This window comes from Streptomyces sp. NRRL B-1140, assembly GCF_001280065.1.
GTDB lineage: Bacteria > Actinomycetota > Actinomycetes > Streptomycetales > Streptomycetaceae > Streptomyces.
Map to the genome: position 1 here is coordinate 1 of NZ_LGEA01000121.1, position 19,977 is coordinate 19,977.

Annotated in this window: 17 protein-coding genes and 3 pseudogenes; 7 read left to right on the forward strand and 13 right to left on the reverse strand. The window is 71.7% G+C overall.

Annotated elements, in window-relative coordinates:
• On the reverse strand, nucleotides 1-607 hold a 607-nt coding region (locus ADK65_RS29480; protein WP_199825728.1), incomplete at its 3' end, for a helix-turn-helix domain-containing protein.
• A gap of 319 nt (nucleotides 608-926) precedes the next feature.
• Complete coding sequence (locus ADK65_RS29485) at nucleotides 927-1,355, reverse strand: ATP-binding protein (RefSeq protein ID WP_053674041.1); 429 nt, start codon at nucleotides 1,353-1,355, stop codon at nucleotides 927-929.
• A 113-nt stretch (nucleotides 1,356-1,468) separates the two neighbouring features.
• Here ADK65_RS29485 and ADK65_RS29490 point away from each other — a divergent pair, with 113 nt between their 5' ends.
• Both ADK65_RS29490 and ADK65_RS29495 read left to right on the forward strand, forming a co-directional pair.
• Complete coding sequence (locus tag ADK65_RS29490) at nucleotides 1,469-2,281, forward strand: helix-turn-helix domain-containing protein (protein ID WP_053674042.1); 813 nt, start codon at nucleotides 1,469-1,471, stop codon at nucleotides 2,279-2,281.
• On the forward strand, nucleotides 2,278-2,469 hold the full coding sequence (locus ADK65_RS29495) for a DUF397 domain-containing protein (protein WP_053674043.1): 192 nt from the start codon (nucleotides 2,278-2,280) through the stop codon (nucleotides 2,467-2,469). Before ADK65_RS29490 ends, ADK65_RS29495 begins: the two co-directional genes overlap by 4 nt.
• Here ADK65_RS29495 and ADK65_RS29500 read toward each other — a convergent pair.
• Nucleotides 2,453-4,912 (reverse strand): tetratricopeptide repeat protein, encoded by a 2,460-nt coding sequence (locus ADK65_RS29500; RefSeq protein WP_063788063.1) that lies wholly within the window; start codon nucleotides 4,910-4,912, stop codon nucleotides 2,453-2,455. The two genes, ADK65_RS29495 and ADK65_RS29500, sit on opposite strands and share 17 nt — an antisense overlap.
• 100 nt (nucleotides 4,913-5,012) lie before the next feature.
• Between ADK65_RS29500 and ADK65_RS29505 the strand changes: the two genes are divergently transcribed.
• A complete protein-coding gene (locus tag ADK65_RS29505; RefSeq protein WP_053674057.1) occupies nucleotides 5,013-5,528 on the forward strand; it encodes a DUF2165 domain-containing protein in 516 nt (171 codons plus the stop codon).
• Between the two features lie 9 nt (nucleotides 5,529-5,537).
• On the opposite strand, the gene ADK65_RS29510 is transcribed toward ADK65_RS29505, so the two are convergent.
• Together ADK65_RS29510 and ADK65_RS29515 are read right to left on the reverse strand one after the other, a co-directional pair.
• Complete coding sequence (locus ADK65_RS29510) at nucleotides 5,538-6,164, reverse strand: GNAT family N-acetyltransferase (RefSeq protein ID WP_078956205.1); 627 nt, start codon at nucleotides 6,162-6,164, stop codon at nucleotides 5,538-5,540.
• Nucleotides 6,161-6,781, reverse strand: coding sequence for a TetR/AcrR family transcriptional regulator (locus ADK65_RS29515; protein ID WP_053674044.1), 621 nt, complete (start codon nucleotides 6,779-6,781; stop codon nucleotides 6,161-6,163). Before ADK65_RS29515 ends, ADK65_RS29510 begins: the two co-directional genes overlap by 4 nt.
• A gap of 115 nt (nucleotides 6,782-6,896) precedes the next feature.
• Here ADK65_RS29515 and ADK65_RS29520 point away from each other — a divergent pair, with 115 nt between their 5' ends.
• Entirely contained in the window at nucleotides 6,897-7,808 is a 912-nt protein-coding gene (locus ADK65_RS29520) for an alpha/beta fold hydrolase (protein WP_053674045.1), read from the forward strand.
• A gap of 106 nt (nucleotides 7,809-7,914) precedes the next feature.
• On the opposite strand, the gene ADK65_RS29525 is transcribed toward ADK65_RS29520, so the two are convergent.
• A complete protein-coding gene (locus tag ADK65_RS29525) occupies nucleotides 7,915-8,469 on the reverse strand; it encodes a hypothetical protein (protein ID WP_078956207.1) in 555 nt (184 codons plus the stop codon).
• Between the two features lie 89 nt (nucleotides 8,470-8,558).
• Nucleotides 8,559-9,557: a glycosyltransferase family 2 protein gene (locus ADK65_RS29530; RefSeq protein WP_053674047.1), complete on the reverse strand. Its 999-nt coding sequence runs from the start codon at nucleotides 9,555-9,557 to the stop codon at nucleotides 8,559-8,561.
• Nucleotides 9,558-9,695: 138 nt separating this feature from the next.
• Here ADK65_RS29530 and ADK65_RS29535 point away from each other — a divergent pair, with 138 nt between their 5' ends.
• Together ADK65_RS29535 and ADK65_RS29540 are read left to right on the forward strand one after the other, a co-directional pair.
• Entirely contained in the window at nucleotides 9,696-10,166 is a 471-nt protein-coding gene (locus ADK65_RS29535) for a GtrA family protein (RefSeq protein ID WP_053674048.1), read from the forward strand.
• Nucleotides 10,167-10,184: 18 nt separating this feature from the next.
• Complete coding sequence (locus tag ADK65_RS29540) at nucleotides 10,185-11,594, forward strand: hypothetical protein (RefSeq protein WP_053674049.1); 1,410 nt, start codon at nucleotides 10,185-10,187, stop codon at nucleotides 11,592-11,594.
• 3 nt (nucleotides 11,595-11,597) lie between these two features.
• Here ADK65_RS29540 and ADK65_RS29545 read toward each other — a convergent pair whose 3' ends face one another.
• The 3 genes and pseudogenes from ADK65_RS29545 to ADK65_RS29555 form a co-directional block, all read right to left on the reverse strand.
• Complete coding sequence (locus ADK65_RS29545) at nucleotides 11,598-14,183, reverse strand: bifunctional FO biosynthesis protein CofGH (RefSeq protein WP_053674050.1); 2,586 nt, start codon at nucleotides 14,181-14,183, stop codon at nucleotides 11,598-11,600.
• A gap of 44 nt (nucleotides 14,184-14,227) precedes the next feature.
• Nucleotides 14,228-14,434, reverse strand: a complete 207-nt coding sequence (locus tag ADK65_RS29550) for a hypothetical protein (protein ID WP_053674051.1) — start codon at nucleotides 14,432-14,434, stop codon at nucleotides 14,228-14,230.
• Between the two features lie 145 nt (nucleotides 14,435-14,579).
• A pseudogene (locus ADK65_RS29555) lies at nucleotides 14,580-15,426 on the reverse strand (TIGR03619 family F420-dependent LLM class oxidoreductase).
• A 230-nt stretch (nucleotides 15,427-15,656) separates the two neighbouring features.
• Between ADK65_RS29555 and ADK65_RS29560 the strand changes: the two are divergent.
• Nucleotides 15,657-17,180 carry a CehA/McbA family metallohydrolase gene (locus tag ADK65_RS29560; RefSeq protein ID WP_053674052.1) on the forward strand — a complete coding sequence of 508 codons (1,524 nt, stop codon included), beginning with the start codon at nucleotides 15,657-15,659 and terminating at the stop codon, nucleotides 17,178-17,180.
• A 4-nt stretch (nucleotides 17,181-17,184) separates the two neighbouring features.
• On the opposite strand, the pseudogene ADK65_RS40010 reads toward ADK65_RS29560, so the two are convergent.
• From ADK65_RS40010 to ADK65_RS29570, 3 genes and pseudogenes are all read right to left on the reverse strand, one after another.
• Nucleotides 17,185-17,571, reverse strand: a pseudogene (locus ADK65_RS40010) (methylmalonyl-CoA mutase family protein); the annotation flags it as partial.
• Between the two features lie 144 nt (nucleotides 17,572-17,715).
• Nucleotides 17,716-18,327: pseudogene (locus tag ADK65_RS40015) on the reverse strand (methylmalonyl-CoA mutase family protein); the annotation flags it as partial.
• Between the two features lie 41 nt (nucleotides 18,328-18,368).
• Nucleotides 18,369-19,964 carry an aspartate aminotransferase family protein gene (locus tag ADK65_RS29570; protein WP_053674053.1) on the reverse strand — a complete coding sequence of 532 codons (1,596 nt, stop codon included), beginning with the start codon at nucleotides 19,962-19,964 and terminating at the stop codon, nucleotides 18,369-18,371.
• Nucleotides 19,965-19,977 lie beyond the last annotated feature (13 nt).

Here is a 19,977-nt window from a genome sequence, read left to right on the forward strand (position 1 = left end):
CCGCGGGGAGCGGCGGCGGGAGAAGGGTGGTCAGGCGGTGCGCGAGAAAAGCCGCCGGGTGCTTGATCGGCACTTGGGGCAGGTCCGACGTCAGCGTCCGTTCCACCGCCGTGACCGAGACGCCCCTCTCCAGCCACGCCGACACCTGCGGGGCCAGGCGGTGTACGTCGCGTTCGCTCAGCAGCAGGCGGGAGTCGGCCGTGCGCAGGCCGGTGAGGAGGTCGGCGGCGGTGCGGCAGGGCTTCGCGGCGGGGGCTTCCGTCCGGGGCGGTGGAGAGACCGGGCGGGGCAGCGGGGAGGCCGGGCGGTGCTCGGGGCTCGTCGTCCGGGGCTTGTTGTACGAGACCGTGCGGGTTACGACTCGGCCCGATTGAAGACGCTCCCTGGCGCGCGTCAGGTAACCGTGGGTCTCCAGTTCCCGCAGGGCGGCGGCGATCCGGATCTCGCCCTCCTGGAACTTGGCCGTCAGCGCCTTGATGCCGATCGGGCTTCCGGCCGGGAGCGACTGGATGTGGACGGCCAGGCCGATCGCGGTGAGTGACAGGTCCGGGTGCTGGGCCAAGTGGTTGCCCACCACGGTGAAGTTGTCCTCATGGCGTTCCGTCACGTGCTGGACACCGGAAGTGCCGGACTGTGCGCGTGCGGGCGCGCTAGGGTGCTGGTCAGTCATCGGGAAGGTCTCTTCTTCCTAGGTGATCAGGCCCTCGCAGTGGGATGCCAGTCCCCGCGGGGGCCGTATTGGTTTGTGGGGTTGTCAGCGCCGACGCTGCACCATCGACTGCCCTCCACGCCAGTCGAGTTGGCGATGTTCACCCCTGCGGGTGAGCCGCGGGGGCGGTGGGGGCGGGTTGGTTCTTTCCCCGGTTCTTTGGTTCTTGACGTCGGGACCGGCCGGGTCATGACGGGCCGCGATCCGGCCCGTCGAGTCACCTTGAAACCGGCCCCAGTTCGGCCCACACCGTCTTGGAGTGGGCAGGTGCCTCCTCCACTCCCCAGCGGCTCGCGTACGCCGCGACGATCCACAGGCCCCGGCCGGACTCCGCGTCCTGGTCCGCCGCTTCCGAGAGGTTCGGGATCCGGTCGCCCCGGGCGTCGGTGACCTCGACGCGGAGCGTGCGGTCGGCGTGCAGCTTCAGGGCCAGGCGGAAGTCCCGGCCCTGGACGCGCCCGTGCAGCACCGCGTTCGACGCCAGCTCCGCCACCACCTGCGCGGCGTCGTCGTACGGCTCACCCCATTCGTCGAGCTGGCGTTCGGCGAGCAGCCGGGCCAGTCGAGCACCTCTTCGAGTGGCGGACAGCTGGATCGTGAAGTGGCGTACGGGTGCGTTGACTTCAGCGAGGGATTTCCGGCTCATGTCACCCAGCGTGGCCGCCCGTCCCTACGCTGAACAGCAATGACCTCGGTACGGAGCGTGACTGTCCGGTCGCGTGGTGAGGTCGTACGGCTCGTACGTCAGGAGGGGAAAGCGTGGAGGACGAGGAAGCGGCGGCCGTGCTGCGGACGGTCGGGCGGCAGATCAAGATGTGGCGCGAGGCGGCCGGACTGAAGCAGGCAGAGCTTGGGTCGGCCATCGGGTACGGGGAGGAGATGGTGTCGTCCGTCGAGCGGGCGCGGCGCATCCCCAAGCCGGACTTCCTCGACAAGGCGGATGAGGTGTTGGGGGCGGGTGGCAAGATCGCCGTGATGAAGGAGGACGTGGAAAGGGCTCGGTATCCGAAGAAGGTGAGGGACCTCGCCAAGCTTGAGGACGAGGCCCTCGAACTCGGGGCTTACGACACCCACCAGATCAACGGGATGCTCCAGACACCGGAATACGCCCACGCGTTGTACGCCATGCGAAGTCCCGCCTTCACTGAGGACGAGATCGAGCGTCATGTCGCCGCACGCATGGCACGGAAGTCCGTCTTCGACCGCCTGCCGCGACCACTCATCACCTTTGTCCAGGAAGAGTCGACGCTTCGGCGGCCCATCGGGGGCAAAATGGTGCTGCGCCGCCAGCTCGAACACCTCCTGGAAATCGCTGCGTTGCGGCATGTGTCGATTCAGGTCATGCCGGTCAACCGGGAGGACCACGCGGGCATGGCGGGTCCGTTCCGGCTGCTGAAGTTCCAGGACGGCAAGGCGCTGGGGCACTGCGAAGCCCAACTGCACAACCGTGTGATCAGCGATCCCAGGGACGCCCAGATCCTCGACATGCGCTATGGAATGATCCGGGCGCAGGCCCTCTCGCCCCGAGAGTCCCTGGCCTTCATTGAGAAAGTTCTGGGAGACGAGACGTGACCACTGAACTCGCCTGGTTCAAGAGCAGCTACAGCAGCAACGACGGGCCCGACTGCGTCGAGGTCGCCATATCCCCGGCCCACTCCCCCGCCATCCACATCCGCGACTCCAAGCACAAGGACGGCGCCCGGCTGTCGTTCACCAACTGTGCCTGGTCCGAGTTCGTGGAGTTCACGGCAGGGCGCTGATGTCCGGGTCCAGTTCCCGGACGCGTGCCGCATCTGCCCGGGCCTCCTCCGTGTGGCCCATGGCCGTGTGGAGCACTGCCCGTCGGCACAGGGCCCAGACGTACCCCGGCCGCATCTCCACCGCCTTGTCCAGATCGGCCAGGGCCTCCGCGTGGCGGCCCAGTCGGGCCAGGGACTCGCCGCGGCTCGCGTAGGCCGACGTGTACGTGGGGTCCAGGGCCAGTGCGACGTCCAGGTCGGCGACCGCCTCCTCGTCGCGGCCCGCCGCACGCAGCGCGTCGCCGCGTTCGCAGCGGGCCCAGGGCCAATCGGGGCTTTGAGCCAAAGCCCGGTCCAGATCGGCCAGTTGGCGCTGGGAGTCGCCCAGGGCTCGCCACACCCGGGCGCGGCGGGCCAGCGCCCACGCGTAATCGGGGTCGAGGTCCAAGGCCCGTCCGAGGTCGGCGAGGGCCGCGTCATGGTCTCCGGCGCGCTCGTGCGTGGCGCCCCGTGAGGCCCAGGCGAACGCGGAGGCGGGGTCGAGGCGGACCGCTTCGGTCAGGTCCCGGATCGCCTCGGCGTCGCGGCCGGCGGCCCGGTGGTGTTCCCCGCGCAGTGCGACGTACCAGGCGTTGTCCGGGTCCAGCGCGACGGCCCGGTCCAGGTCGGCGATCGCCCCGTCGTGGTCGCCCAGGTCGCCCCGGATCCCCGACCGGTGCCGGTAGGCGAGGGCCAGCTCCGGATCGAGCTCGACGGCCCGGTCGTACTCGATAAGGGCCTGCGCGTACGCGCCCTCGCCGCGCAGTTCGTCGCCCCGCACGAGGCGGGCGCGGGCCTGGGCCGGGGCGTCGAGCACGGCACGGCGCAGGAGCAGGCCCAGGGCGGCGGCGGTGCCCTGCGTGTCGAGTGCCGCCGTCAGGTCGGTTCCCCACTCGGCCACCGGCCGGAGATCGGCGTCCTGCCCCGCGTCCACCAGCACGCGTGCCCATCGCACGGCCATGACCTCACCGGCGCCGCAGGCGTGGACGAAGTCCCGCAACGCCTGGGACAGCGCCTCCCGTTCACCGGCGCAGAGCAGATGGTAGAACTCGGCCTGGCGCAGGTCCCGCCAGGTGTCGTCGAGCCAGGGATCGGCCAGGTCCCGTCCGGCCTCCTCCCGCCACTCCCGGAACGTGCGCGCGAGGCGCCGCTGCCGCTGTGCCCACTCCCGGGGTGCTCTGTGGCGCTCCGCGCGCAGCATCGGCGCCCGTACGACGTCGTGGTAGCGCAGCCGTCCCCCGCCGCGCTCGCTCACGAACGGCATTCCCCGCAGCCACGCGTAGAGGGGCTCCAATTGGTCCGGCGGGCAGTCGGCCGCCGCCCGGAACACATCGCCGTCCAGCCACCTCGGCAGCGCGCAGGACAGCGCGGCGGCCCTGCGGACCGGGTCCTCCTCCCATTTCAGGAAGCGGTCCACGGCCGTCGCGCTCGGGTCGCCCACGTCGTCCGGGGCGGTGGGGTGCGACTCGGCGAGGGTGGAGACCAGGACAGGCAGGCCGCCGGTGAGGCGCAGCACCTCCTCGACGACCGGTTCGGCCGTCACGCCCTTGGCGGCCAGCAGTCCGCGTGCCTCCGGTTCCGTGAAGGGGGCCAGCGGGAAGTCCGCCACGAAGTCCGCCAGTCCGCCCCAGCGCGCCGGGTCCAGGGGCGTCCTGCCCGCCGTGGTCACCACCGTCGTGGCGGGCACGCCGCCGTGGCGGTCCGTCGTCATCGTCTCGTGCAGCCAGGGGTCCAGGTACGGGCCCGTCCGCTCGTACGTGTCCAGGAAGAGGGCGGTCCAGGGCGCGTCGGTGTCCGACAGTTCACGCAGGAACACCGGGGTGAGCACCTGCTCGGGGGCGAGGACCAGGCGGAGGTCCTCGTGGTTGCGGAAGCGGGCGACGAGGCTCGCGCGCAACCGGTCCGCCACTCCCGCGAGTTGCTCCGCGTCCAGCATCCCGGCCAGCGGGCCGACCACCGGCACCATCCCGGCAGCGACCACCCCGGCCCGTGCCACCATCCTGCCTCCCGTGGACGGGCCGGTCTCCTCCGGCGCGGTGTCCAGGACGGCCAGGGCGGCCAGTTCCGCCTCGTGCCGGTGTTCGCGGTGCGCGGCGAGCAGGCGGTCCAGCTCCTTCAGCCGCCGCCCCTGGGCGGCGAACTGGCGGCTGATCTCCGCCATCGCCTCCGGCACGCTTCCCGCACTGTCGTCGACGTACGCCGTCAGCGCGCCGTGTTCGCGGGCGGTCTGCTCCAACTCTCGCAGCAGGAAGGTCTTTCCGACACCGGCGTTGCCGTGCACGTGGAAGCGGAAGCGGTGGCGTTCGTCGTGCGGGGCGGTCGCGAAGTTGGCGCGGAAGGCGGCGCGTTCGGCGGAGCGGCCGACGAAACCGGCCCGGCCGCGCTGCCGTATCAGCTCCTGCATGGACGGTTGCGGCTGCGCCATCCGTACGTTCCCCTCGTCTCGTGCGGTCGGCCCGGGTCGTCATTCTCGCTCAACCGCCGCCCGGTACATCGGACGCGTGTACGCGGGGAGAATGATCAGCATGGCCACCTCCACCTCCACCTCACGCGGCGGGCTGTCGCTCGCCGCCACTCTGCTCACGGCGACCATCGCCCTCTACATGGCGCTCGTCGCCTTCGGGAACATCACCGACTTCGGGACCAACCAGCAGTTCGTCCGGCATGTGCTCGCCATGGACACCACGTTCAAGGACGAGGACCTGATGTGGCGGGCCGTCACGAGCCAGGGCCTCCAGGACGCCGCCTACGTCGGGATCATCGTCTGGGAGACCCTCGCCGCGCTGGTCCTCATATACGGGAGCTGGCTGTGGGCCAGACGCGATGAGCGGCGCGCCCGGCAGTGGTCCACGTACGGGCTGCTGATGGTGATGCTGCTGTTCGGGGCCGGGTTCATCGCGATCGGCGGTGAGTGGTTCTCGATGTGGCAGTCGAAGAGCTGGAACGGGCTGGACGCCGCGACCCGGATCTTCCTGTTCAGCGGGGTCGTGCTGATCGTCAACCAGCTGTCGGGCCGGCGGGCGGAGACGCCCGCCGCCTGAGCGCCGTCGCTACCGGACTTCCTTCACTGCCGTCTTCGAACAGGGAGCTTCGTCTGGATCTCGGAGTCCTGGTGTGTGAGCGCGCCCGTCTGCGGGCCTGTTCGCGTGCTGGGCGACGTAGATCCAGTCGAAGCCGTCGTATCCCTCGGTGTCGAGGTGCTGTGCCCGGCTGAGCCCGGCGCGTTTCGCCACCTGCTGGGAGGCGACGTTGGCCGGTCGCACGCGGGCGATCAGCGGGAGGCCGGGCAGGTGACGGGATACCCACCCGGCGACCGCGCCTGCGGCTTCACCGGCGAAGCCTCGGCCCCAGGCCGAGGTCGCGAAACGGTAGAAGAGGTTCAGGACCGGGGCCCCGTGCAGCTCCATGGTCTTGATTCCGCAGAATCCGAGCTGCTGAGCGGAGCCGTGCTGCCGGACGACCCAGTACCCGTACCCGTACCGCTGCCACTGGTCGTCCCAACGCCGGTAGAGCGCCTCCGCCTCCTCGAACCGGGCGAGTGCGTCGGACGGGTTGTGGATGCAGGTCCGCGGATCACGGTGGACGGTGAAGATCGCGTCGACATCGGCTGGGGTCGGGCGTCGAAGCAGCAGCCGGGCAGTCTTCAGCTCCACGGCCGATGGGTTCCGGTCACTCATGCCGAGATCCCCTCACCGGTGCGGAAGACTCGGTTCAGGTGATGGTCCAGGACGGCGGTCGCGGACTCCGGGCTGCGCTGTCCTACGAGGATGCCGGTGCCGAGGCCCGCGGACATGGCGAGCAGGCCGGCGGCCTCCCGCCGCGCGTCCACACCGGGCTCGAGCAATGCCGCTTCCTGGGCCTGCCGCAGGAGTTCGGTCAGGGCGTCTTCGGCGGCGTCAGGGTTCTTGATGAAGGGCTGGGCCGCGAGCGCCGGGTCGTTCACGGCCAGGACCGCGTATGACGTGTAGAGGTGGTGGAAGGTGCGGCTCTCGTCGTCCGTCGGCAGCGCCGCCATCAGCAGCGCCTCGACCATCGCGCGCGGACCCGGACTGTCCCCGGCGGCCCGCAGACGGGCGGAGACCCGCTCCGCGAATCTCTCCGTCAGCAGCTCGAGTCCGAAGAGCAGCAGCTTTTCCTTGGTCTGGAAGTAGTACTGCACCAGCCGCAGCGATACGCCCGCCTCCGCTGCCACATCGCGCATCCCGACGGCGTGCAGCCCGCGTCGGCCGGCGACCCGGACGAGGGCCTCGGCGATCTCGGTGCGCCGTTCTGCGTGGTCCACGCGCTTGGGCATCGGCCGGTTCTCCGCTCGTCGTTCCTGCTACCGCTCCCCCGGGGACTTGTGATGATACAGCTGTACCAACAGCGTGGTACGTTCGTATCACGAAACCGGAACACCGGAGGTGGCCATGCCCGAGACCGCTGCCCGAACCCGGGCCGATGTCGGCCGTTATGTGAGCGACGCCTGGCGGGAGCGCTACTTCACGGCCTGCGACGCGGTCTACGCGCTGGGGGCGCCCGCGCGCTCGGAAGAGGACGTGGAGACATCCTTCGGCACCACGCACGTCTACCGCTACGACACCGAGGACCGGGCTGCCCGGTTCCGCACCCCCGTCGTCCTGGTGCACGGGGCGGGTTCCTGCTCCGCCATGTGGTATCCGAACACCCCAGCCCTCAGCGCGAACCGCCCGGTCTACGCGATCGACACCCCGGGCGACCCCGGCCGCAGCGTCCAGCGCGAACCCATCCACCGGCCCGAACACGCCGCGCAGTGGCTGGACGAGACGCTCGCCGGGCTCGGACTCGACCGAGTCCACCTCGTCGGCTCCTCCTACGGAGGCTGGCTCGCCCTGAACCAGGCGCACCTCAAACCCGGTCGCCTCGCCTCGGTCACCCTGCTCGACCCCGGGGGTCTGGAGAAGGTAGGGCTGCGGTTCTTCGTCTGGATCTTCGCCAGCCTCTTCGCGACCTTCGCTCCCAAGGCGCTCCGCCCGCGACTGGCGGCCTGGCTCGAACAGCCGGTCCTCGTCGTGCCGGAACTGCGCGCGATGATCCGAACGGCGGTCCGCGCCTACCGCATACGTCGCCCGGCACCACTTCCCCTGTCCGAGGAGGAGCTTTCCACCATCCGGACTCCGCTCTATCTGGTGCTCGGCAAGCGAAGCCTCCTCGTCCACCCCCAGCGGCAGGCGGAGCGCGTGCCGCGCCTCGTCCCCGGCGCCCGAGCCGAGATCATCTCCGGCACGGGTCACGGGCCGCAGATCGATCACGCGGAGGAGATCAACCGCAGGATGCTGGACTTCATGGCCTCCGTCGACTGACGACCGCCCGTGCCGACGGGCCGGGACAGCACCGTGGTTGACGGCTCAGGGGGCGCAGCCACGAACGAGAAGGCCGCAAGCCTCGGGCCTCAGCCCGAGGTGCACGTCACTTGACCACGGTCACGGTCGTGCCGACCGTGCCGAACGTCCACAGGGCCGTGCCGTCCGCCTTCCGCATCCTGATGCCGCCCGTGGCGGTGCCGGAGGCGGCGGGCGGCGGTGAGGCCCCGTCGACCGCGTTGGAGAAGGCGACCGAGACGCCGGACTTCGCGGCGAAGTACAGGATGTGCTCGATCTGGACGCCGTCCGAGCCGGTCGTGGCCGGGTTGCGCGAGGACACCGTGTAGCGGCCCGGGTCGGGGCTGACCGAGCCCGGCCAGACGGTGAACGTCCGGCGGGTCGCCTCGCTCGCGTCGACCAGCCAGACCCGCTTCTCGCCGAGGGAGTAGACGACGCGCCGGCCGGTGCCGGAGCCGTCGGGCACCCGCGCGGGGGCCGACGCGGTCGGGGTGGGCTGCGCCGAGGCCGTGGCCTTCGGCTTGGCCGAGGCGGCGGTGGGGTGCGTGCCCTGGTCCGCTTTCACACCCAGGACCGTCACCGCGGCTATCGCTCCCACGGTCAGCCCGGTCACCCAGGCCCACGAAGGAAGTCGGGCAGGCACCGGCACGCATCTCCTCAGTCACGGGACCCCGCGCCGAAGCGGGGCTCCGATCATCGTACTGCGCGCCCGCGGCCCCCCGGCTCCCTCCCTCAGGCGCCCCCGGCGGTCTTGCGGACCGGGACCGGGCCCGTGCCGGCGCCGTGGGCGGTGTAACGGGGGGTGCGCACCGGGGCCGGGTAGGAGAGGTGCACCAGCCGGGTCTGCTCCTGGCGCATGTGCGTCAGCGATTCGAGGATGTACCCCACGAGCAGCACGAGCGCCGCGATGGTCATGATCGCGGCGGCGAGGATCGCCGTGGGGACCCGGGGCACGGTGCCCGTCTCGACGAAGTCGGCGATGACCGGGATGCCGAGGAGGACGGAGACCAGGGCGAGGACGCCGGCGAGGACGGTGTGGACCAGCGAGGGGCGCTCGCGCCGGGCCAGGTCGAGGATGACCCGCAGGATGCGCCAGCCGTCCCGGTAGGTGCGCAGCTTGCTCTCGCCGCCCGCGGGCCGGACCCGGTAGTCGGTGAGGACCTCTGCGGTGGGCAGCCGCAGGTGCAGCGCGTGGATCGTCATCTCGGTCTCGGTCTCGAACTCCCGGGCCAGCGCCGGGAAGGACTTCACGAAGCGCCGCGAGAAGACCCGGTAGCCGCTGAGCATGTCGGTGACGTCGTTGCCGAACAGGGACCGCACGGCCCCGGTGAGCAGCTTGTTGCCGACCGCGTGCCCGGCCCGGTAGGCCCCGTCCACGGTCACCCGGCGAGCGCCGACGACCTGGTCGTAGGGGCCTTCGAAGAGCAGGTCGACCAGGTCGCGGGCGCGGGAGGCGTCGTAGGTGTCGTCGCCGTCGATGATGAGCAGCGCGTCGGCGTCGACGTCGGCGAAGGCGCGGCGGATCACGTTGCCCTTGCCCTTGCGGGTCTCCTGCCGGACGATCGCGCCGGCGGCCCGGGCGACCTCCGCGGTCCGGTCGGTGGAGGCGTTGTCGTACACGTAGACGACGGCCTCGGGCAGGGCCGCGCGCAGGTCGCGGACCACCTTGCCGACGGCCGCCTCCTCGTTGTGGCACGGCACGACACACGCGATCGTCGGTTCCACGACCACTCCCTCCTCGACCGGTTCCGCACACCGCCGGCACCTCGTACGTCAGCACCTCATACATCAGCACCTCATACAGTCGGACATAGTGCGATATGAGCGCGCCTGACCGGATGGGGCAGGCAGGGTCGTTACGCTCGCCGTGTGCCGGTCCTCGACTCTGTGACGCTGCGTGCGCGTGACGCCATCAAGGGCATCTGGCGCGAGGCCGCGAAGTTCGGTGCCGTCGGGATCCTGGCCTTCGTCGTCGACAACGGCGGCTACAACCTGCTCGTCTTCGGTCTGCCCGGCGGTGCGGACGGCGGGGTGATGCGGACCGCTCCCGTGCAGGCCTCGGTCGTCGCGACGGCCGCCGCCGCGCTGTTCAGCTGGGTCGGGAACCGCTACTGGACCTACCGCGGCCGGCACCGGGCGAAGGTGACCCAGGAGCTGACGCTGTTCCTCGTCGCGAACGGCGTCGGGCTCGCCATCACCGCGGGCACGGTCTTCGCGTCCCGGCACCTGCTCGGGCTCGACTCGGCACTCAGCGACAACACCGCCCGGATCCTCGGCTGGGTCCTCGCGACCCTGTTCCGCTTCTACGCCTACCGGCGCTACGTCTTCGTCCCGTCCTGAGCCGCTAACATCCGGCATATGGGACAAAAGTCGCCGGTGGCACGGGTGCAGCGCTGGGTCTGGGTTCTGGCCGCCGTCGCCGCGCTCTGCTGCCTGGGCACGGTCCTCGTCTTCGCCCCCGGGTTCCTGAGCCCCGACAGTCTCGACCAGCTCCGGCAGGCCCAGGGCAAGGCCCCCCTGACCGACTGGCATCCGCCGGTGCTGAGCCTGGTGTGGCGGGCGCTCATCGCCGTGACCGGGTCGATCACGGCGATGCTGGTCCTCCAGTCCGTCGTCCTGTGGGGCGCGCTGTGGGGGCTGGCCCGGTGTGTGTGGGAGCCGACCCGGAGCCGCGGCGGGTCGGTCGCCGTGCTCGGCGTGGGGCTCGCGCCCTTCGTGCTGACCTTCGCCGGGGTCGTGTGGAAAGACGTGCACGCGGCGTTCGCGCTGCTCGCCGCCTGCGCGGTCGCCCTCACCGGCCTGCTGCTGCGGGACCGCGACCCCAGGCCCGCCGTGCGATGGGCTCTGCTCTGGCTGGGCGTGCTGTTCCTCGCCTACGCCATGCTGGTGCGCAAGAACGCCTTCCTCGCCGCGATCCCCGTCTTCGTCATGCTGGTCCTCGCGCTGTGGGGCGCCCCCGGCCGCCGTACGTGGGTGACCTGCACGGCGGCCCTCGCGGCCGGGCTCGTCGTGCCCGCCGCCGCCGTCTCCCTGCTCGCCTCGCCCGTGCAGACCAAGCAGGGGGCGCAGATCATGCTCGACGACCTCGTGCACGTACTGACCGTGGACGAGCTGCGCTCGGCGGACGTGTCACCCGCCCTGCGGGACCGGCTCGTGGCCTCCGCGCGGGAGTGCGAACGCGTCGGCGCCCTCTCCGACGCCTACTGGGCCTGTTACCGGCGCCCCGCGGACGGGCTGCGCGGCGACTCGGGCGAGATCACGTCCCTGTGGCTCCGGGAGATGAGTGGGCACGTGCCGCAGTACCTCCAGTACCGGCTGCTGCTCTTCACGACCCTGCTGTTCGAGACCGATTACCCGTACAAGGCCGGGATCAGCCGCAACGACCTGGGCGTCGAGGTGGCGCACCCCCGCCTGGAGGACATCCTCGGCACGTACGTCAAGGGCATGGCCCGGGACCTGCCGTGGCTGTTCCGCGGCTGGTTCTGGCTCGCCGTCGCGCTGGTCCTCGCCCTCCGCCCGGGCAGGGGCGTGTTCGCGATGCCCGTCCGGGCGCTGGGCGTCAGCTCGGCGGCCTACGTCCTCGGCTATCTGCCGATCATGCCCGCGACGGACTACCGGTACGTCTACTGGCCGGCGATCGCCTGCTCCCTCGGCGTGCTGCTGCTGTGGTTCGGCCGCGGCACCCCTCCCCCGCCGCCGAAGAGCCCCGGCGCCACGGCCGGCCGCACCCTCATGGAGCATCAGCCGGCGGACGCCGGGGGCCAGTAGGCCTCAGTCCAGCACCGGCAGCAGCTCCGGAAGATGTCCGTCCGACGCCGTCGCCGCCCGCTGCCGCTCCTCGGGGACCTCCCCATAGAGGGTGGTGCGCGCCTTGGCGGGACGCCCGGCCGCGTCCGCCACGGCGATCAGGTCCTTCACCGACTTGTACGACCCGTACGACGAGCCCGCCATGCGGGAGATGGTCTCCTCCATGAGCGTCCCGCCCAGGTCGTTCGCACCCGAGCGGAGCATCTCGGCCGCCCCTTCCGTGCCCAGCTTCACCCAGCTGGTCTGGATGTTGGGGATGTACGGGTGCAGCAGCAGCCGGGCCATGGCCGTCACGGCGCGGTTGTCCCGCATGGTCGGGCCCGGGCGGGCGATCCCCGCCAGGTAGACCGGGGCGTTGGTGTGCACGAACGGCAGCGTCACGAACTCGGTGAAGCCGCCCGTGCGCTGCTGGATGCCGGCCAGCGTGCGCAGGTGCCCGAGCCAGTGCCGCGGCTGGTCGACATGGCCGTACATCATCGTCGAGGACGAGCGGATGCCCAGCTCGTGGGCCGTCGTCACGACGTCGATCCAGTCGGCCGCGGGCAGCTTGCCCTTGGTGAGGATCCAGCGGACCTCGTCGTCGAGGATCTCGGCGGCCGTGCCCGGGATGGTGTCCAGGCCCGCCTCCTTGGCGGCGGCCAGCCACTCGCGGACCGACATGCCCGTGCGCGTCGCGCCGTTGACGACCTCCATCGGCGAGAAGGCGTGCACGTGCATACCGGGGACGCGTTCCTTCACGGCCCGCGCGATGTCGAAGTACGCAGTGCCGGGCAGGTCCGGGTGGATGCCGCCCTGCATGCACACCTCCACCGCGCCCACGTCCCAGGCCTGCTGGGCCCGGTCGGCGACCTGGTCCAGGGAGAGGGTGTAGGCGTCGGCGTCCGTGCGGCGCTGGGCGAAGGCGCAGAAACGGCAGCCGGTGTAGCAGACGTTGGTGAAGTTGATGTTGCGGGTGACGATGTAGGTGACGTCGTCGCCGACGGCCGACTTCCGTACGTCGTCGGCGACCCGGGCGAGGGCGTCCAGCGCCGGGCCGTCCGCGTGCAGCAGGGCCAGGGCCTCGTCGTCGGTGAGCTTCGTCGGATCGTCGGCGGCCGTGCGCAGGGCCTCGCGCACGTCGGTGTCGATGCGCTCGGGGACCATGCCCGGGGCGGCGGCCTCGCGCAGGGCGCCCCAGTCGCCGTACACCTCGTCGAAGTCGTCCCGGCGGTCCGAGGTACGGCCCTCGGTGTCGATGGAGCTGTGCAGGTCGGTTCGGCCGGACGCCGTGAAGACCTCCTCCGGCTCCTGCCAGGGCAGCCCCCGCGGGAGGGCCTCGGGCCGGGCCAGGCCGGTCTCCGGGTCGGCCAGCGCGGCCACGTGCGGGCGCAGCCGCGGGTCCAGCCAGGGCTCGCCGCGCTGCACGAACTCCGGGTACACGCAGAGGCGTTCGCGCAGCTCGAACCCGGCGGCCCGGGACTTCTCGGCGAGCTGCTCGATCTGCGGCCAGGGGCGCTCGGGGTTGACGTGGTCGATGGTGAGCGGGGAGACACCGCCCCAGTCGTCGATGCCGGCTCCGATCAGCCGCTCGTACTCGTCGTCGACGAGGTTCGGCGGGGCCTGGATGTTGCCGCTCGGGCCCATGAGGAGACGGGCGACGGCCACCGTGGCGACCAGCTCGTCGAGTTCCGCGTCGGGCATGCCGCGCATGGCCGTGTCCGGCTTGGCGCGGAAGTTCTGGATGATCAGTTCCTGGATGCCGTGGTAGGCCCGCGACACCTTCCGCAGCGCGAACAGCGACTCGGCGCGCTCCTCGAAGGTCTCACCGATGCCTATCAGGACACCCGAGGTGAAGGGGACGGAGGAGCGCCCGGCGTCCTCCAGCACGCGCAGACGCACCGCGGGCTCCTTGTCGGGTGAGCCGTGGTGGGGTCCGCCCGGCTCCGACCAGAGGCGGGTCGCGGTGGTCTCCAGCATCATGCCCATGCTGGGCGCGACCGGCTTCAGACGCTGGAAGTCGCTCCAGCTCAGCACGCCCGGGTTGAGGTGGGGCAGCAGGCCGGTCTCCTCCAGGATGCGGATCGAGACGGCCCGGACGTAGGCGAGGGTGTCGTCGTAGCCGTGCGCGTCGAGCCACTCGCGCGCCTCCGGCCAGCGGTCCTCGGGCTTGTCGCCGAGGGTGATGAGGGCTTCCTTGCAGCCGAGGGCCGCGCCCTTGCGGGCGATGTCCAGCACCTCGTCCGGCGACATGAACATTCCGTGGCCCTCGCGGCGCAACTTGCCCGGGACGGTGACGAACGTGCAGTAGTGGCACTTGTCACGGCACAGCCGCGTGAGCGGGATGAAGACGCTCTTCGAGTACGTGATGACGCCGGGCCGCCCGGCCGCCGCCAGGCCCGCGTCCCGCACCCGGGCCGCGGAGGCCGACAGGTCCTCCAGCTGCTCCCCCCGGGCCTGGAGCAGCACCGCCACCTCGGCGACGTCGAGCGACACGCCGTCCCTGGCCCGTTTCAGGGCGCGACGCATGGAGTTCTCGGTGGGGCCGGTTCCGGAGGTCGCGGGAGTCGTCATCCTTCGAGCATACGAGTGCGCTGATCAGGCTGGGAGAAGCCCCGTCAGTGGAAGGCCAGCCACCCGATGCCCAGGGCCGAGGTGAGACCGGCGGCGGCCAGGGCGGCGGGTCTGTTGCGGTGCAGGGTGAGCCCGACCAGCGCGGCGGTCACCAGTACGGCCGTCGTGCCGATCGCGGCAGGCAGCAGCCCCTGGCTGTAGCCGTACTCCGTGAAGTGCCGCAGAAGCCAGGTGAACCACCAGAATCTCAAGACGCTCTCCCCCGTGGAATCAGTGAGCCGGGCCGTCACCCCGTGTCGCGTGCGGTGGTCAGCCGCACACCGGTGTGCTCCCGGCCCGGTTGTTGACCCGCAGTTTAGTAGTAAGCGCCAACATCCCTGTTCCACAGGGGAGTTGTCAGAGGTACTCGGCGAGGTGGTCCAGGGTCTTGAGCACCTCCGCCTCCCCGGCCGGAGGCAGCTGCGCCACCACTTCCTCGATGCCCAGGTCGGCGTAGTGGGCGAGCTTGCCGGGGGTGGGGTGGACGGCGTAGGGGACGACCTGGAGGGCCTCGGGGTCGCGGGCCGGCGTCGGCCCAGACGGTGCGCAGCAGCGGCAGGGCCTCGCCCAGGCCCCGGCCCCCGATCGGCAGCCAGCCGTCGGCGTACTCGCCGATGTGGGCGAACAGCCCGGGTCCGGCGGCCCCGCCGACGAGCGTGCGCGGGCCGACGACCGGGCCGCGCGGCTCACGCACGGGCTTCGGGAACGCGTGGCTGGCCCGGACGCTCCCGAACTCCCCCTCGTAGGCGGTCGGGGCCTGTGACCACAGGGCCCGCATCAGCGCCATCCGGTCCCGGACCAGCGCGCGCCGGGTGCTCCAGCGCACGCCGTGGTCGGCGGCCTCCTCGACGTTCCAGCCGAAGCCGACGCCGAGGGTGAACCGGCCGCCGGAGAGGTGGTCGAGGGTCGCGACCTGCTTGGCCAGGTCGATCGGGTCGTGCTGGGCGACGAGCGTGATGCCCGTGCCGAGCCCGAGCCGCCCGGTGACGGCGGCGGCCTGGCCGAGCGCCACGAACGGGTCGAGGGTGCGGCCGTACTCGGGCGGCAGCTCACCGCCCGCCGGGTACGGGGTGGTCCGCTCCACGGGGATGTGGGTGTGCTCGGGCAGATACAGCCCGGCGAAACCGCGCTCCTCCAGTTCCCGGGCGAGCCGGGTCGGGGTGATCGTCTCGTCGGTGAGGAAGATCGTCACGGCGATGCGCATGACGTATCTCTACCGGAGGGCGGCCCGGCTGTCGATACCGACCGGTCGGACTTCCGGGTGATCCGCATGCGGGCCGGACTGCCGACAGCCGGTGCCCCACCGCGCCTGTCCGGTCTTCGCCGTCCGATTCCCCTCCCTTGCCCGCCCGTTCACGGCTGACTACAAGGGTGCACACACACCACCCCGCACCACCCGTGCCACGTCACCGACGACACCTGGGGAGCAGCAGCATGTGCGAGGACAGCCACGGCGGGTTCGGCCGGCGCGCTCTGTTCATGACGGGAGCGGCGGCCGCGCTTACCTTGGGAGGCGTGAGCTTCGCTTCAGCGGCCGACGGGGACCGGGAAAGCAGGACGGTGCGCGGCACGCTGCCGCCCGGTTCGCCGGACTTCGTGTACGTGCCCGTCGAGGTCCCGGCCGGGGTCCGGGAGCTGAAGGTCGCCTACACCTACGACCGGCCGTCCGTCCCGGCCGGCACCACGGGCAACGCCCTCGACATCGGCGTCTTCGACGAGCGCGGCACCGAACTCGGCGGCCGGGGCTTCCGCGGCTGGTCGGGCGGGGCGCGCACGGAGTTCTTCGTCCGGGCGGACGACGCGACGCCCGGCTACCTCCCGGGCCCGGTGCGCGAAGGCACCTGGCACATCGCGCTCGGCCCGTACACCGTCGCCCCGCAGGGCCTGTCGTACGAGCTCACGATCACGCTGGCGTACGGCGAGCCGGGCGAGACGATCGAACCCGTGTATCCGCCGGAGCGGGCCAAGGGCCGGGGGCGGGCCTGGTACCGGGGCGACTGCCATCTGCACTCCTGGCACTCCGACGGCCGCCGCACCCCCGCCGAGATCGGGGAACTGGCCCGGGCGGCCGGCCTGGACTTCATCAACTCCTCCGAGCACAACACGCACGCGGCGCACGCCCACTGGGCCGATGTGGCCGGGGACGACCTGCTGGTGATGCTGGGCGAGGAGATCACCACGCGGAACGGGCACGTCGTGGCGCTCGGCACCGACCCGGGCACCTTCGTCGACTGGCGCTACCGGGCCCGCGACAACCGCTTCGGCCGCTTCGCGCGGCAGATCCGCCGCGCCGGCGGACTGGTCGTCCCGGCCCATCCGCACGCCACCTGTGTCGGCTGCAACTGGAAGTTCGGCTTCGACGAGGCGGACGCCGTGGAGGTGTGGAACGGCCCATGGACGCCCGACGACGAGGTGGCGCTCGCCGACTGGGACAGCATGCTCGTGGCGTCCCTGCGGGACGGCCGCGGCTGGCTCCCCGCGATGGGCGGCAGCGACGCCCACCGCTCCCCGGACGCGGTGGGCGGTCCCCAGACGGTCGTCCTGGCCGACGACCTGACCCGGGAGGCGATCCAGGAGGGCATCCGGGCGGGGCGGTCCTACGTCGCCGAGTCCGAGCGGGTCGCCCTGTCGTTCCGGGCGTCGGGCGGGCGCGGCGAGCACGCGGGCATCGGCGAGCGGCTCGCCGTGGGCCGCGACACCCCCGTCACCGTCCGCCTGGAGGTCACCGGCGCCCCGCGCTGCACGGTCCGTCTCGTCACCGACCAGGGCGTCCTGTACACCGGCGCCCCGCTGCCGGTCTCCGGCTCGGGCGTCGTCGAGTGGCGGACGACTCCGGCGTACGCGGCGTACGTACGGGCCGAACTGAGGCACGAGGCGGCCGCGGGGCCGCTGCCCGGGCCGCCGGCGGCGTTCACCAACCCGATCTTCCTGGGGCGGGAGGGTACGCAGGAGGAGTGAGGCGTCACGTCATCCGCGGTGCGGCGGCGCACGTGCCCCAGACCTCGCGCAGCACCCCGCACACCTCGCCCAGCGTCGCCCGTGCGCGCAGCGCGTCCTTCATCGGGTAGAGGACGTTGTCCGTGCCCTCGGCGGCGCTGCGCAGGCGCTCCAGGGCCGCGACGAGGACCGGTTCCACGCGCCAGGCCCGCAGTTTGGCGATGCGTTCCGCCTGCCGCGCCTCGACGAGGAGGTTCGTGGGGCCGTGCACGCGTGGTCCCTCCCGGGCCCCGGCGGCGGGGCGGCGGGACGAGGCACGCGCGATCTCCCGTTCCTGGAAGCCCAGTTCGACGGCCGCGGCCGCGCCGCCCAGCGCCTCCACCCGGGCCATCAGGGCAAGCGCCTCCGCTTCCCAGGTGTCCCCCGGGGGAGCCGGCCCCCAGGGCCACGAGCCGCGCGGACGGCGGCCGGGGGCGGGCAGCTCCGGGCCTGAGGTGGAGCAGCCGTCCCGGATGACGCGCGCCCACACGCGTCGCATCACACCGTGTCTCGCGACGGCCTCCGGGGTCGCCGTGCCCTCGGCCAGGGGGAAGGCGAGCCGGGACACGGCGTCCTGCGGGCGCGTCCCCGCCGCGACCGCCGCACGGAGGTACTCGACGCAGTTGGCCAGGGTGAACGCGATCTCCTGCACGGGAGAGGCACCCATGGCGGCGAGGCCCGCGCCGGAGGGCGAGACCACCTTCCAGCCCGGGATCTCGGTGCGGCAGTAGGAGAAGGTGTCCGCGACGAACCGCAACGCGGGCTTCACCGGGAACACCCACGCGCCCCGTGTGATACGGGCGTTGAGGACGTCGTTGCGGACCGAGCCCGCCAGCCGTCCGGCCGGCACGCCCTGCTCCTCGGCGACCAGTTCGTACAGCAGCAGCAGAACGGCGGCCGGAGCGTCGGTCAGCATCGACGTCCGCACCCGGTCGAGCCGGATCCCGTGGAACAGCACGCGCATGTCGTCGACCGAGTCGACGGCCACGCCCGTCCGGCCGACCTCGCCGCAGGCGGCCGGGGTGTCGGAGTCATGGCCCAGGCAGGTGGGGAGGTCGAAGGCGACGGACAGTTCCGTCGCCCCGTGGTCGACCAGGTGCCGGTAGTGGGCGTTCCACTCGACCGCCGTGGCCACCTCCCGGTCATGGAGCAGCCCCGACCGGGTCGTGGTCACAGGTTGAAGAGGAGACGGAACGCCTGCCCGTCCCGCTCCTCCAGGATGGTGCAGACGTCACGCAGGGCCGCGACGAACCGGTCGATCTCCGCGTCGGTGAGGTGGATCGACGGTTCCAGGCGCAGTGTCTGCACCGCGCTGGCCGTCGGGGCGACCCTGATCCGGTGCTCGATCAGCAGGTAGCCGCTGATCAGATAGCCGAAGGAGCCGGGCGGCAGCTCCGCGCCCAGAACCGCCTGGACCGCGGCGGCCTGGTCGTGGAATTCGAAGCCGAGAAACAGGCCTTTTCCGCGTACGTCCTTGACGACCCCGGGGAATTCCGCCTTCACTTCCTCCAGTTTGGAGGCCAGCCGGGCGCCGCGTTCCGCGGCCGTCCGGTAAGCGCGGCCGTCGTCCGCCTCCAGCATCTGGATCACCTTGTGGGCGATCGACGTCGAGAAGGCGTCCTTCGCGAAGGTGGAGCTGTGCATCAATTCGAAGGCGCTCTCGTAGACCGACTCGCGGAACAGGGTGACGGAGGTCTTGGCGAGCCCGCCGCCCAGGCTCTTGGCCAGGGCGTAGTAGTCGCCGCGCAGACCGATGAGCGAACTGGCCAGCAGGGCGCCGGTGCGGCCCATTCCGCTCTGGATCTCGTCCACCACGACCGGGCACTCGAGGGCCGCGCACTCGCGCTGGATCGCCTCGGCGAACTCCGCGCTGACGGGATTCACGCCGCCCTCGCCCTGGATCGGCTCGACGACGAAGGCGGCGAAGACCGGGAGATCACGCCGCACCACCTGGACCGCGCCGTCCACCAGTGCGACGTCGAACAAGGGCACCCGCTCGGCCTCGATGACCTTGCTCAGCGCGTCCGGGTCGTTGAGCGGCACGAACCGCGCCTGAGCGGCCAGGGCGCCGAAGGGCAGCCGGAAGTCGGGGTTGTGCGTGAGCTGGACGCTGCCGGTGAGTTTCCCGTGGAAGGCACGGGAGAGGGCCAGGAAGAGCGGGGGCCGGCCCACCGCGGCCTCGTTGGCCTCCGTCAGCGCGGTGACCACGGAGTGGAACGACCCGGGGTCGGCACAGTCCACCCCGTACTCCGTCAGCCGGGCGTCCGTGGAGGCGTGCAGTTCCGCGGTGCCGGCGGCGACGGCGGCCCTGGCGGTCTCCAGATGCGCCGCGATCTCGGCGGTGATGGCGTCCAGCCGGGTGCGGCGGGCCAGTTCGGCGTGCTTCATCGCGATCTCGATGGCCTCGGCACCGCTGTTGCCGAAGACGGCGTAGTAGGGCTCCTCGACGCCGGTTTCCCGCCTGATGGCCTGGTTGAAGGCCTCGGCCGTCCGGTGCGCCTCCGCACGGCGGGAGAACTGGGCATGTACCGGCACCTGCGCCGCCAGCAATTCCTGGGCGTGCGCGACGATCTCGGGGTGATTGTGGCCGAAGATCAGCGAACCATAACCGCCGAGCATGTCGAGAACGGGCACCTCCGTGTCGGCCTCGTCGAGAAAGTAAAGCGTGTTTCCCTCGGCGCGGACATATTCGACGTCCAGACCCATGGCCGTCAGGAGGGAGAGAAGGTGGGGTTCGGCGAGTTCGGCGGGCAGCGGATGCGTCACTGGTAGCCTTCAC